7 protein-coding genes are annotated in these 14,300 nt (G+C 54.1%); 3 read left to right on the top strand and 4 right to left on the bottom strand.

The genetic code is table 11. The annotated features are described in order from the left end of the window. Positions 1–22: 22 nt before the first annotated feature. The 4 genes from katG to CSR04_RS11920 form a co-directional block, all read right to left on the bottom strand. A complete protein-coding gene (gene katG / locus CSR04_RS11935) occupies positions 23–2,248 on the bottom strand; it encodes a catalase/peroxidase HPI (RefSeq protein ID WP_102796520.1) in 2,226 nt (741 codons plus the stop codon). A 134-nt stretch (positions 2,249–2,382) separates the two neighbouring features. Continuing rightward, a complete protein-coding gene (locus CSR04_RS11930; protein ID WP_102796519.1) occupies positions 2,383–5,229 on the bottom strand; it encodes a TonB-dependent receptor in 2,847 nt (948 codons plus the stop codon). 46 nt (positions 5,230–5,275) lie between these two features. Beyond that, complete coding sequence (locus tag CSR04_RS11925; RefSeq protein ID WP_172449339.1) at positions 5,276–6,166, bottom strand: FecR family protein; 891 nt, start codon at positions 6,164–6,166, stop codon at positions 5,276–5,278. Positions 6,167–6,172: 6 nt separating this feature from the next. Next, on the bottom strand, positions 6,173–6,754 hold the full coding sequence (locus CSR04_RS11920; RefSeq protein WP_102796517.1) for an RNA polymerase sigma factor: 582 nt from the start codon (positions 6,752–6,754) through the stop codon (positions 6,173–6,175). Positions 6,755–6,971: 217 nt separating this feature from the next. Here CSR04_RS11920 and CSR04_RS11915 point away from each other — a divergent pair, with 217 nt between their 5' ends. The 3 genes from CSR04_RS11915 to CSR04_RS25390 all read left to right on the top strand — a co-directional run bounded on the left by CSR04_RS11915 (position 6,972) and on the right by CSR04_RS25390 (position 14,291). Further along, on the top strand, positions 6,972–9,728 hold the full coding sequence (locus tag CSR04_RS11915; protein WP_102796516.1) for a TonB-dependent receptor: 2,757 nt from the start codon (positions 6,972–6,974) through the stop codon (positions 9,726–9,728). Between the two features lie 56 nt (positions 9,729–9,784). Beyond that, positions 9,785–11,752, top strand: a complete 1,968-nt coding sequence (locus CSR04_RS11910) for a metallophosphoesterase (RefSeq protein WP_102796515.1) — start codon at positions 9,785–9,787, stop codon at positions 11,750–11,752. An 88-nt stretch (positions 11,753–11,840) separates the two neighbouring features. After that, a complete protein-coding gene (locus CSR04_RS25390; RefSeq protein ID WP_172449338.1) occupies positions 11,841–14,291 on the top strand; it encodes a helix-turn-helix domain-containing protein in 2,451 nt (816 codons plus the stop codon). Positions 14,292–14,300: the final 9 nt, after the last annotated feature.

Below are 14,300 nucleotides of genomic sequence, written 5' to 3'. Positions count from 1 at the left end.
TCGCGCCGCTTGCTGCTGAATACTACATTAGATCAAAACGATCCGCCGTCATCACTTTACTCCAGGCATCGACAAAGTCCTGCACAAACTTCTGCTTGGCATCGTCGCTGGCATAGACTTCGGCCACTGCTCTTAACTCGGAGTGGGAGCCGAAAATCAAATCAACCGGGGTGGCGGTCCAACGGGCTTTGCCGGTTTTGCGGTCTGAGCCTTCATATAAGCCTTCCATTTTGGCTGACTTAACCCATTGGGTGGACATGTCCAGCAGGTTGACAAAAAAGTCGTTACTTAAGACCCCGGGCCTGTCGGTCAGCACGCCGTGCTGACTGTTGCCACTGTTGGCCCCTAATACCCGCATACCCCCCAACAGCACAGTCATTTCCGGTACGCTCAGATTGAGCAGACTGGCTCTGTCCACCAGGCTTTCGGTAGGCGGTAGACGATTGTCTGCGCTGTAGTAATTTCTGAAGGCATCGGCTTTAGGCTCCAGTACCGCAAAGGAGTCGGCATCGGTTTGTGCCTGGCTGGCATCCACGCGACCGGGTTTAAACGGCACTGTTACGCTGTGTCCGCCTTGTTTAGCCGCCTGTTCAATAGCGGCTGCGCCGCCCAGCACAATCAGATCGGCCAGAGAGACCTGCTTGCCGCCCTTATGTTTGCGATTAAAGTCTTTTTGTATCTCTTCCAGGCGTTTAAGGACTTTGGCCAGAGATTTAGGGTCGTTAACCGCCCAGTCTTTTTGTGGGGCCAGGCGCAATCTGGCACCGTTGGCTCCGCCGCGTAAATCAGTGGCCCGGAATGACGCTGCTGCAGCCCAGGCGGTGCGAACCAAGTCCGCTGTGCTCAGTTTGGATTTCAGGATCTCGGCTTTGAGGCTGGCCACATCACCGTCGTCGATCATGGGATAGTCCGCTGTGGGCAAAGGATCCTGCCAGATCAGGGCTTCAGCCGGGACTTCATTGCCCAGATAACGGACCTTGGGGCCCATATCCCGGTGCGTCAGTTTGAACCAGGCTTTGGAAAATGCCAGTTGATACTCGGCAGGGTTTTTATGGAAACGTTCGGCAATTTTGCGGTACGCCGGGTCAAACTTAAGGGCCAGATCGGTGGTAAACATAATAGGTGCATGGCGTTTGGATTGATCATGGGCATCGGGCACCAAGCCTTGTCCCTGACCATCCTTAGGCACCCACTGAGTGGCACCGGCCGGGCTTTTGCTTTTAACCCACTCGAAGCCAAACAGGTTGTCCAGATACTGGCTGGTCCAGGCAATGGGGTTGGCGGACCAGGCGCCTTCCAAACCACTGGTGATGGTATCCTCGGCATTGCCTTTACCGCATTTATTTTTCCAGCCAAAGCCCTGCTCCTCCAGGCCTGCGGCGGCGGGTTCTGCTTCAAGGCATTCCTCCGGTTTATGCGCTCCATGAGCTTTACCAAAGGTATGACCACCGGCGATCAGGGCCACGGTTTCTTCATCATTCATGGCCATGCGGCCAAAGGTTTCACGAATGTCTTTGGCGGCCAGCAGCGGGTCGGGGTTGCCATTAGGCCCTTCTGGATTGACATAAATCAGGCCCATTTGCACCGCTGCCAAGGGTTTTTCTAACTGACGGTCACCATGGTAGCGTTTATCGTCCAGCCATTTCTGCTCGGGACCCCAGTAAACAATATCGGCTTCCCAGTCGTCTTCACGGCCTCCGGCAAAACCGAAGGTTTTAAAGCCCATGGACTCCAGCGCTACGTTGCCGGTCAGCACCATCAGGTCGGCCCAGGAGATACTGCGGCCGTATTTTTGCTTAATTGGCCATAATAAGCGCCGGGCTTTGTCCAGACTGACGTTATCCGGCCAGGAATTTAACGGTTCGAAACGCTGCTGGCCGCCACCGGCGCCGCCACGTCCATCTGCGACTCGGTAGGTGCCGGCGCTATGCCAGGCCATGCGGATAAAAAACGGACCATAGTGACCATAATCCGCCGGCCACCAATCCTGAGACTGAGTCATTAAGGCTTGAATTTCCGCTTTCAGCGCTTGCAAATCCAACTGCTTAAAAGCTGCGGCATAATCAAAATTATCACCGAGGGGATCAGACTTTGCTGCGTGCTGGCGCAGCGGCGCCAGGTCGAGTTTTTCTGGCCACCAGAACTGGTTGGATTTAGCCATGGGATCCGCGGCCACCTGACCGGCAGACAGTGCCAGGGTGACGGCCAGAGCTGCGGCCGAGAACAGGGGAAGGGGTTTGCTCAGCATAATAGTGTCCTTTTGTTATCAGGTTGTTTTTGCCCTGGGTAACTATAGGTGGCTTTTATCGGTACACCAGATGGTTGGCTATGAAGAAAACTGATTGATGCAATAGGTTGGCTGAATCAAAGGTATGCTGGGCCTTACCACTGCAGTTGCAGGGAAAAGGCGAAACGGACACCAAAGTCTTCCACTTTCATTAATGCCTGGGCATGGCCGTCTTGTGCATAGCGGCGTTTGTTCTGATTGAGCAGGTTGTAAATATCCAGTCGCAACAATACCTGCTCCAGTGGTGTGAAGGACAGGCTGGTATCCAGGCTGGTAAAGTCATCCACCCAGACGTCTGCGCGATTGGTATTGTCCAGTTGTTCCAGGTAGCGGCTGCGAAAATTCATGTTCACTGCGCCCTGCCAGGGGCCGCCACGCAGTACCATACGCAGATTGGCGCTACGCTTTGATACACCTTCCAATGGGCGTACCTTTGGCTGGCCTGCCACCTGATATTCGCCTTCGTGGTCAAGTTGGGTGATGCTGGTGGACAGCCCCAGACTGTCTAACCCGTTTATCGGCAGGGGAATATCCAGTGACAAACTGGCCACAATGCCAGAAACAGCCCCCTGTCCTTGGTTGGTTTTACTGCGCAGGTTGTATTGCTGGCCCATATAGGTCAATTGGCTAACCTGCTCGCTGATAAAATGACTCAACTGTTTGTCAAACCAGAGTAGCGATAGCTGACCGCCTGCTGCGGTGTAGCTCAGGGAACTGGACAGATTCCTCGATTCCACCGGCCGTAGGGCCGGATTTCCGCCCTCTGCATAAGGCTGACCGCCAGAATGGGCATGAATTTTAGGGTTCAGATCGGAATAGTTGGGCAGCGCCATGCTGCGCGATATCGCACTGCGCCATTGCCAGTTTGTGCCGGGTTGCCACAGTAAGCTTAATGACGGTAACCAGTGGCGGTAACGGCTACGACTGTGTCTGGGCACGACCTGCTGGTCGTCGAACAGGCTAAATCCCTGAGATTGGCTTTGGGTGGCACTGTACCGTAGGCCACCCTGTAACTGCACGCCTGTTATGCCGGCAAGCTGCCATTGGCCGTTAACAAAGGCTTCGGTGGTACGAAAATCGACGCGGTAGCTGTTCAGTTTATCGCTTTGTGACATCGCGCCGAATGTCAGCAGATGGCGCTGGTCGCTTTGCAGCTGAAGGCTGGGAATCAGCCACTGACTGGCAACCTGGGCGGCAAAGTCAGCCTCAAAAGGGGTAGGCAAAGCCTGATAATAAAGGGCATTGTGTGCATCTATGGCGGCCAGTTGTTCAGTGTTGAGTTCAATATCCTGACGATGGTATTGGTGATGATGCCTGCTCAGCATTAGCCCCAGGTCTAACTGACTGCGCTGAGAAAGCTCAATTGTGGCATCCGCTCCTGTCTCCTGCACCTGATTATCCACCCGAATATGCCGTTCACTGATGCCGCTGATACGGGAAAAACTGTCGGGGCTCAGTGCCGGGTTACTGAGCGTGAATTGCCCTAATCTTTGCGCATCAATGGCAAACTCCAGATCCGTCCTGGCTATTTCGCTGCGTAGCCGGGTAATGGGAGAGGTGGTCCGGCTGATGGCCTGGCTCAGGCTCAGATAGGGCTGAATAAGCAGCGGCCAACCTAAAAAGCTAGCCTGGTGTTCACCACTGGCCTGCCAGGTTTGATGCTGGTAATTCAACCCTGACACTTCTCGGGCACTTTTAATATCGGCATCGCGGTATGTCACGGCGGACAGGGCATTGTCCGCAGAAATCAAATGTGGAATCGCTGTTTTACTTGCGGGGTTTACCGACAACCTGTGCTCATCAAAGGCATAGTCGGTATCCGACAAAAAGCCGCTTACCAGCCAACTGGTGTGTGAAGTTGGTTGCCACTGGGCAGTTAACAGGGCACTGAGCCGGGTTCTGTCTTCGTTTTCTATGGTCAGCGCCAGCCCATCAACAGGTACCAATGTGGTGTCATCGAGCTGAGGGTAGTGATACTGGGCGGGGGCATCGGCATTGCGGCCCCAGTGCCAGGTCTCGTACTGAAACTGCCGCTGGACCCGGCTCTGATAGTTCAGTTTGGCCAGCCAGGCCCATTGGCGTTGAGCGCTAAACCCATTGCTGGCGATGGTCATATTGGGTTGCACCTGGTTGTCACCTGACAGGTTAGTACCGGATAAGGTCAATTGCGTTTGCTGGCTGGGCAGGGCAAGTGGCTTTTCATTGATAATATTGGCTACCGCGCCTATGGCTCCGGCGGGTAAAGCGCTGTCGGCGGTTTTATGCAATTCCACCGCAGAAAATACCCCGGCGCTTAGTGTGTCGAAGCGATATTCCTGGCCATACTGATTACTGTTTCTGACATTTTCTGTGTTGGCAATGCGCCTGCCATTTAACAGAGTTAACTGGTAGGCAGGCCCCAGACCACCTGCGTTAATATTCAGGCCTTCACCCCGGTCACGGCTGATACTGAGGCCCGGCAGGGCCTGCATGGACTCGGCCAGGTTTTCTGCTGGCAGCCCCTTTAGCATCGCGCCAAGTAAATAATCACTGTCGCCAATCTGCTGTTGTTTGAGTTGACGGCTGGCGCGGGTAGCGGCCTGATAATCCCGCTCAAGTTGCTGGGGATTTGCTGTCAGGGCAGTGCCGGTGACCCGGACTTCTTCCAGTATTTTGGTTGCTTCGGCTTGGTTTTTTGCGCTTTGACTGCGCTGGCGGATCACAACTCCGTTGTCGCTGATCTCCAGATCAAGAGGTAAGTCGACAAGTAGCTGTTGTAAAACCACCTGCAGTGGTAATTCGGTATCCGGCATATCAACCTGGATATCCGTCAGCTCGGCCTGGTTAAACACGATGGCGACCTGGTGCTGGCGGGCCAATGCGCTTAATACCTCTGCCAGTGGTGCGGCCATCAGACAGCCTGGTGCCAGCAACATCAATAAGGCCGACAGTGTTTTAAGCATTTGGCAGACGAGTCAGTTGTGGCTGAAACTGGCCTGTAAGCCTGTATTATTCAGGTGACGTTTTTATGACAGGGGCCTTACTCAGCAGATAACTGTCGCTGAAATTGTCAGTCTTCAGGCCATATAGCTTGCTAATCAGGTCCAGTGCTCCTGGAATATCACCGGTGCGAAAACGGCCACTGACTGGCAGGTTGCTGAGCTCATCGCTGACTAATACCGGCTTGTCACTGTAACGGGACAACTGCAATACCACGCGGGACAATGCTTGATTGTCTATATTCAGCCAACCCGACTGCCAGGCCGGTGCATCTCCAGTTACCTGCCCGCTATGCATGCCCAAAGCGTCAATACTGAGCTGCTGGCCAACACTAAGCTGCACACTTTGCTGACTGGAAAGCTGAGTCACGGCCACTTTGCCATGAAATACCTGTACCTCGACCTGGTTGGCTAAGCGATTGATATTAAAACGGGTGCCCAATACGGTGACCTGCGTATCACCGACTTTAACACTAAAGGGTTTGGATTCATTGCGAGCCACATCAAAGTAAGCCTCTCCTTTGGACAGAATGACTTCACGGCTGTCAGCATGTTCGACAAAGGTCAGATGGCTGTCGCGATTCATGGCCACCTGGGTTTGGTCACTCAAAACAATGTCTCTGGCTTGTTGGCTTTGAAACTGAATGGGTTTGGCCTGGCTGTTTGTATGCGCGAGTGGGATATTCTCTGTGGCTGGCATCAGTAGATAGACACTCAACACACAAACCAAAATGGTCGCTGCCAGGGCATACAGTGCAGGCGGCATAAGGCGTTTTTTCAGCGGCGCTTCAGCCGGTTGCTGAGTCTGCCACTGCTGCAAAGCCTCCGTCAGGGCATCGTCCTGCCAAATGGCTTGTTCCAGTTTTTGGCGGTGCTGGGTGTGGCGTGGCTTGTCTGACATCTGCATCTACCTGAATGACTTATTGCTATGACCGCCCGACTGACTATTTGGGGACAGGTCAGGGTCGAGTTTTTCCATTGCCTGGCGCAGGTCATCCATGGCCCGGCTCAGATGCTTCTTGATCGCCTCTTCGCTCAGGCCCATGGCTCTGGCAATAGTGTCACGACTTTCACTGTGCAGGCGACGGCGGATAAACACTTCTCGTCGCAGTGCCGGCATGGTGGCTATCACTTGTTTGTACAAGGTGATGCGCTGTTGGTGGTCGAGCAAAGTGTCCAGGCACAGTGACGGGGCTTCGGGCTCATGCACCAGCTCATCAGGTTGGCGTTGAGACTCCCGCAGATGATCGATGATCAGGCTCTGGGCCATTTTGTAGCCATAAGCCAAGGGGTTGTCGATACCCTGTTGGTTGTCCATACGCAGCGCCTTTAACAGCAACTTCTGGAACAGATCCTCCACATCGGCTTCTTCCGGCAGGGCCCGGCGAATATAGGCCTTAAGTGCAGTCTGATTGGCCATCAGGCAGGTCAGCAGCGGGGCTGATGAACCTGGGGTAACGGCTTTGGCTCGGCGAAAGGGCAACTGCATGATGAAATCTGATAGGTGGGCCTATTAGCGTTAAGACGCGCATTGTAGCCAAAGGGGGACGAACATTTTTATGAAGTTTTCATGACAGCGATGTGATGTCTGACTGACACAAAAACTTCATAAAAAAACGCGTCCCCATCGGTGTTCTTCCTGACGTCTAGAGGGACGACATTGCAGCACTGGCTGTCACACATAACCAACTCAGGAAGCTGAAAACATGAAATCCTCCTTGTTTGTTTTTTCCCCCCTGGCTCTGGCTTTGGGCTCCGTTTTGTCTGTTCCCGTTATGGCTCAGGATGAGGCTGCAGCGATTGAAGAAATTGTGGTCACCGGCAGTTACGCCAAAAGCCTGGAACGGGCAGTGGATATTAAACGCAACAATATTGGTTTTTCTGACTCTATTGTGGCTACCGACATTGCCGATTTCCCGGAGCAAAACCTGGCCGAAGCCCTGCAACGTATGCCAGGGGTAACAATCGAGCGTAACAAGGGCCTGGGCAGTAAAGTGAATGTGCGCAGTTTGCCCAGTGAGTTCACCCATGTGTCCATCAACGGTCTGGCTACCGCCTCTGGCAGTGGTGGCCGCGATGTGGAATTTGATATTTTCGCCTCAGAAATTATTCAGGGCGTTACAGTGCAAAAATCCCCGACCGCCGCCGATGAGGAAGGCGGTATTGCCGGTTCGGTGCTGATTTCCACCGCCAGGCCCTTTGACTACAACGAACGCCAGCTTGTGGTGTCGGCTGATGCCGCCTATAACTCCATTTCTGAAAAGACCGATCCAAAATTCTCTTTCCTGGCCAGTGACACCTTTGGTGACTGGGGGGCGCTGGTGTCTTTCTCCAAAGCCAGCCGCACCAACCGCACCGATTCTAATTCGGGCATCAATTTCCGTCCCCTGTCCCGCTGGACCGAGAAAAAAGGTTCTTCACAGTGGCAGTCAGACCAGACCATTGAGGTGCTGGCGCGCGATACCGGCGTGGTGATCAGCGATCCATTTGATACCGAGCAAACCAATCGCGTGGTGTTTCTGGATAAAGTCGGCGACCGTGCCTATCTCAATGACCAGGACAAATGGGGAGCCACTGCGTCATTACAATTTAAGCCCAGTGAAACGCTGAGCCTGACCTTTGATGCCATGCTGGGAGGATACGACAACACCGAGGATGAATACGATGCTGCCGCTTATTCCGCCTCCAGCATCAGCGCACTGGAACAGGTACATAGCTATGACAATACCACCCTGGCTGATTATGGGGTGGTGGTGCTGACCGATGTATCTTACGCCGCCACTCAGCATGAATTCCTCAGTAAAGAAAATGTGCACGAAACCGACTACAGCCAATACAGCCTGAGTCTGGACTGGGATGTGGCTAACTGGCAAATCACCGGCCTGCTGGGCTATTCCGGTGCAGAAAAACTGTCAGATACCAGCAATCTCAAGCATGTGGCCTTTGCCCCGTCCCGCAGCCGCTATACCGACACAGGTGGTGAGACTATTGTCAGCGCCAACCCCCAAAGCATCGATATGTACAACTCGCCGGACAAATACCTGTTTGATTCCTACGAGGTTAATCTGGAAGAAATACAGGATGACAAATATGCTGCGCAGTTGGATTTTGCCCGCCCTTTGAGTCTGGATTTTCTGCCGTCCCTGGCTAAGGTGCAGTTTGGCGTGCGTTACACCGACAAATCCAAACAGCGTAACCGCGGCAGCAATACGGTGCGTGGACCGGCCGAGGGAGACAGCTCCTGGCGTAACACCCGCACATTACAAGACAGCGACATTCAGTTAATTTCCGACCTGGTACCCGGTGGGCGCTATATGAAGCAGCTCGACGGCAGCCCGCAGTGGTCGCAGGTGGGTAACGATTACGCCAGAGACACCTTCCGCTACAGCGGCTTTAACGTGGACTTTGCCGACAGTGAATTTTATCAGGTGGACGAGGAGGTCCTGAGCCTGTATGCCATGACAGATTTCCTGTTTGATATTGGGCATATGCCGGTCACCCTTAATGCCGGTGTGCGTTACGTAGACACCTCGGTGTTGTCCTTTGGTTACCACCAGGTGCAAAACAGTGACGGCTCCACAGGCTATACCCCTGAGCCTGTGTCCAAGGATGGGGGATATCAGGAAGTGCTGCCCAGTGCCAACCTGATGATGGAATTGTCTGATGACTTGATGCTGCGCGCGGCCTATTCCGAAACCCTGATGCGCCCGGCGCTGGGCGATATTGCTTATAAGCGCACCGTCAGCGTTAACGAATTTAAATACCGTGACGGTAACCCGGACCTGAAACCCACCTATGCCGATCAGTGGGAAATTGGCCTGGAGTACTATCTGGAAAATGGTGGTCTGCTGGCAGTGTCTTACTTCGAAAAAACCATTGAAGGGGTGGTGCGCGAGAGCCTGACCGGTGTGGTTAAGGATGTGACCAAATATAATGCCAATGGCACGGTTGATGGCGTGTATGACTTTGACGTGTATCAGAAGGTCAATGCCGAAGGCGCCTATGATGTGTCAGGAGTGGAACTGATTGCCCAATTCCCGCTCAGTATGCTGCATCCTGTGCTGGAAGGTTTTGGCATCAACGCCAACTACACCATGCTGGACAATTCTCTGACCGGTGCCTCTGATCTGGCTATTCCTACGCCACCCGAAGGCCTGTCAGATAAAACCTGGAACGCCACCCTCTACTACGAAAATGCCGCCTTCGATGCACGTTTGTCTTACAACTACAAAGATAAATACGTAGAAGTCATTGAGCGGGATATGTATCCGGTGTATCGCGATGCCTATGGTCAGTTGGATCTATCACTGGGTTATCACCTGACCGACGACATCAAGTTGTCGCTGGAAGGTATTAACATTACCGATGAGGAAACTCGTGCCTACACCATCGCACCGGTGTTCCCCAGCATGTATGAGTTCTCAGGCCGTCGCTTCAGTTTAGGTGTACGCGCCAGCTTCTAAGTCGTTGTGGCCCGCCCTGTGCGGGCCTTTATATTGGCATTTTTCAGGAGCGGCTTATGTTCAGGCTAATCATTGGCGTGCTGCTTTTTCTGACCCTGTTGCCGGGTGGGGCAGGGGCGGATAGTGCACCGGCTGCTGAGCCGCTGCAAATCGCCTTTATGCCGGATGTGCATTTTCATGATGTTTACGGCGAGTTTCGCGATGGTGCATTTGCAGGCCTGCCCAACAGTAAAAGTGGCCGTAAGGCTACCATTCGCAGTATGCGGGCACAGTTACATTCAACCCGGCTGTTTAATGAAAACTACTTTGCCCTGCTGGCGGCCCTTGACGATGCAGCGCGCCGTGGTGTCAAGCTGGTGGCGCTGCCGGGGGATTTCAGTGACGACGGTCAGCCAGTGCATATTCGCGGCTTGCGGCGAATTCTGGATAACTACAGTCAAACCTACGGCATGCGTTTTTTTGCCACGCCGGGCAATCACGATCCAGTGCGGCCCTTTGACTCACCTGGCGGTGAACCGGATTTTCTGGGCGCAGGGGGCCATCAGCAGGCCATATTCAGTCGTGGGGCGGACAAGTGTCTGGCGTATCAAGGGATCTGGGCGGTGATCAAGGGCGATAATGCGCCTGACACGATTTGTAGCGAGGAAATACGCCATCTGGGGTATGGCGGTATTCTTGCCGAACTTGCCAGCTTTGGTTTTTTCCCGGATAGCAGAGACCTTTACTGGGAATCGCCTTATTCCGATTATCAGACAGATACATACAGTTTCCACAAGGCAAGCCAGCAGGCTGAGCTGGACCAGCGTAATTATGAAATCTGCGCTCAGGGTACAGGCGGGGCTTATAAACAGGCTGGCTACAGCCAATGTCGGCAGGTGGCGGATGCCAGCTATCTGGTTGAACCTGTGCCGGGCCTTTGGTTACTGGCCATTGATGCCAATGTGTATGTGCCAAAAGCAGCTAGCGGCGAGTTTGCCGGTTCCGGGAATGCGGGATACAACAAGCTGGTCAGCCATAAAACCCAGGTGCTGGATTGGATCCGCACAGTGGTGAAACGTGCAGCCAGCCAAGGTAAAACCTTGCTGGCCTTCAGCCATTTTCCGATGACCGAGTTTTATGATGGTCAGTCCCAGGGGATGGCCGATTTATTTGGAGCAGAGGCACAACAATTGGCCAGGCGCCCAACAGACAGGGTGGGGCAGTTATTGGCAGATACCGGCCTGACCCTGCATGTGGGCGGACATATGCATTTTAACGATACTGGCAGAATCAAAGGCTCGCAGGGCAATACGCTGATCAATATTCAGGCACCGTCACTGGCCGCTTATGTGCCAGCTTACAAACTGCTGACCCTGCACAGCGACAGGCAAGTGCAGGTCGACACTATCGTGCTGAACAAGGTGCCACGCTTTGACGAGTTGTTTGAACATTATGCCCTGGAATACCAGGTCAGCAGCCACAACGCCCCGCCCTGGGATAAGGGCATTCTAACGGCTAAAAGCTACCGGGAGTTTACCCTCTGGCATTTACAGGAACTGACCCGGCTGCGCTTTTTGCCGGGGGAATGGCCAAAGGACTTACGTGAGGCGTTACTGGCTCTCAATGGTTGGCAACTGATGGTGCTCAGTGGCTTTAATGGCGACCGGGGGCAGGCCCTTAATGCACTGATGCAAAGTAAAGCCTGGCAGTCTGCCGATATCAGCCTGCGCAACAGCTGGCCGTCTCCGTCTGTGATGCCGGAGGAGCTTAGCCGCTGGACGGGCTTTGAGCTGGCGCTGGATTTTTATCGTTTGCGTAATGCTGGCAGTCTGGCCCTGGCGGATATCCCTGCGAAGCGTATCTTGGCCTATCAGCTGCTGGCCCAGCGACTTAACCACTCTGAGCAGCCAGAGGGTTCGCCGCAATGGGCGCTAAGAAGCAGGCTAAGCCAACTGCTGGCAATATTCCAGGCCTTGCAGCAAGGGGAACCAGACAAACGCTTCCGTGTAAATCTAGATAACGGGCAAGTTATCCAAGGCAATTAAGCATGAAAGCATGTCCCTGACTGGACCTTGGCCCAGGCTGTTCTAAATTAATGATAGGATGGCACCACAGAATCCAGGCAGGGATAATATGACCAACCCCAATCTCCAATTACACACAGCCAGAACGCTGGTGGAACAAACCGGCATACATGTGTTTTTAACCGGTAAGGCCGGGACCGGTAAAACCACCTTCCTGCGTGAACTAAAAACGCATAGCCCTAAACGTATGATGGTCACCGCGCCAACCGGTGTGGCAGCCATTAATGCCGGTGGCGTAACCCTGCATTCGTTTTTCCAGCTCCCCTTCGGGCCCTATATACCTGGCACCAGACAGGCCGAGCACAACCGTTTCAGCAAAGAAAAGATCAATATCATCCGCAGCCTGCACTTGCTGGTGATTGACGAGATCAGTATGGTGCGGGCCGATATGCTGGACGCCGTGGATGCGGTACTAAGGCGTTTTCGCGATCGCAACAAGCCCTTTGGCGGCGTGCAGTTGCTGCTGATCGGCGATTTATACCAGTTGCCGCCGGTGGTGAAAGACAGTGACTGGCAACTGCTACAACAACATTATGCCAACCCTTACTTCTTTGCCAGCCAGGCCCTGGCGCAAAGCCAGTGGGTGCAGGTGGAATTGCAGCAGGTCTACCGTCAGTCCGACCCGGCCTTTATCAGTCTGCTGAATCAGGTGCGCAATAACCAGTTGGATGACCAGGCGCTTGACGCCCTGAACCGGCGCTATCAGCCGGATTTTCATGATGACGATTATATTGTGCTGAGCACCCATAACCACAGCGCGGACAAGCTGAATAACAGCAAACTGGCGGCGCTGCCTGGCGAACTTCAATATTTCGAGGCGCGGGTTAACGGTGAGTACCCTGAGCAAAGCTATCCGGCCGCCGCGCAACTGGCACTGAAAGTTGGCGCTCAGGTGATGTTTATCCGCAATGACCAGGGTGAGCTGCGGCGCTATTTTAACGGCAAACGCGGGGTGGTCAGCCGTGTACAGGCCGACAAGGTCTGGGTGCAATGTGCGGATGAGCCTGAACCCATTGAGGTAGAAGCGGCCACCTGGGAAAACATCAAATATGGATTGGACGGTGAACAGCAGATTAGCGAGGACGTCATCGGCAGTTTCAGTCAGATACCGCTGCGCCTGGCCTGGGCAATTACCATTCATAAGAGCCAGGGGCTGACCTTCGACAAGGCCATAATCGACGGTCAGGCAGCCTTTTCCCACGGGCAGATTTATGTGGCGCTAAGTCGTTGTCGCCAATTAGATGGTCTGGTGTTGCAAAGCCCACTGCGTCCCCAGGCCGTGCGTTGTGACGAGCTGATTATACATTTCAGCCAGCATTGTCCGGCGCCGGATGCAGCCATGCTGGAGCAGGCCAAAGGTGAGTATCAGCAGGGACTGTTGCTGGAAAGTTTTGATTTTAGTGGGCTGGGGTTTGCACTAAATCGACTGGAAAGGGAATTGGCGGATGGCGGAGACAGGGTGCAAAGCCATAACAGTGCAGCTTTGCCTGAATTAAAGCAGGCCATCCAGAATAACGTGGTCGCAGTGGCAACGAAATTCCAGCGCCAGTTACACAGCCTGTTTGCTAACGCGCCGTTACCGGAGCAGGATAACGCAGTGCAGGAGCGGGTCAGTAAAGCCAGCGGCTATTTCGGCCAGGCCCTGGCTGAGCTGATAGCTTGGCGAGCAGCATTTCACTATGCCACCGACAACAAACAGCTTAACAAGCAGATTAAAAAGGCCCTGGAACGACTGGATAGGGTTTTGGCCGAGAAGCAGGCCATTGTGGCTTGCAGCGCCGCGGGGTTCAATCTGGCCATCTGGTTACAAGCCCTGGCCAAAGCGGGTATTCAGGAAAGTAAAAGCGCTGCGGTGAAAAGCCCCCCGGCAGAAGAACTGAGCATTGATGACCTGGCGCATCCGGCGCTGTTTCAGCGCTTGCGGGACTGGCGCAGTGGGCAGGCCGAACACCAGCAGGTACCCGCTTACCGCATTGCTCACCAGCAAGTCCTGTTGCAAATTGCCAAGCATTTGCCGGGCAGTCGCCAGACGTTATTAAAAGTGCATAAAGTTGGCCCGAGCACGGTGGAAAAATATGGCGAGGATATACTTAAGCTGGTGGCCGAGTACTGCGCTGAGCAGGGTCTGGAGACCGATCCTGCGCCCTTATCCAGTGCCGACACCAGAGCCGCTTTGGCATCCGGCCAGGAAAACAGTGCAGAAGATGCCACCGAAAAGCGCAGCACGCGCGATATCACCCTGGATCTTTACCGCCAGGGCTTAAACCTGGCGCAGATTGCCGAGCAGCGCGGCCTGGTGCCTGGAACGGTGGCCAATCACTTATGCCACTTTATTCAGTCCGGTGAGATTGAGGTGCAGGAGTTACTGCCAGCAGAACGTATTGAGGCTATTCGTCAGGCCGCCGCTGCTCAACAGGACAATAGCCTGACAGCCGTCAAAACGGCACTGGGGGATGAGGTGAGCTGGGAAGACATTCGACTGGCCCTGGCGGGACAGTAGGGCCAGTCC

The organism is Bowmanella denitrificans, assembly GCF_002887595.1.
Classification (GTDB): domain Bacteria; phylum Pseudomonadota; class Gammaproteobacteria; order Enterobacterales; family Alteromonadaceae; genus Bowmanella; species Bowmanella denitrificans.
Note: the sequence above shows the minus strand (reverse complement) of the source record. Positions and strands in the feature narration are given on the sequence as shown.

Bases quoted from the DNA above. Each gene is read 5' to 3' on its own strand.
- CSR04_RS25390 (WP_172449338.1), top strand. From the start codon at position 11,841: ATGACCAACCCCAATCTCCAATTACACACAGCCAGAACGCTGGTGGAA.
- CSR04_RS11930 (WP_102796519.1), bottom strand. From the start codon at position 5,229: ATGCTTAAAACACTGTCGGCCTTATTGATGTTGCTGGCACCAGGCTGT.
- CSR04_RS11910 (WP_102796515.1), top strand. From the start codon at position 9,785: ATGTTCAGGCTAATCATTGGCGTGCTGCTTTTTCTGACCCTGTTGCCG.
- CSR04_RS11925 (WP_172449339.1), bottom strand. From the start codon at position 6,166: ATGTCAGACAAGCCACGCCACACCCAGCACCGCCAAAAACTGGAACAA.
- katG (WP_102796520.1), bottom strand. From the start codon at position 2,248: ATGCTGAGCAAACCCCTTCCCCTGTTCTCGGCCGCAGCTCTGGCCGTC.
- CSR04_RS11915 (WP_102796516.1), top strand. From the start codon at position 6,972: ATGAAATCCTCCTTGTTTGTTTTTTCCCCCCTGGCTCTGGCTTTGGGC.
- CSR04_RS11920 (WP_102796517.1), bottom strand. From the start codon at position 6,754: ATGCAGTTGCCCTTTCGCCGAGCCAAAGCCGTTACCCCAGGTTCATCA.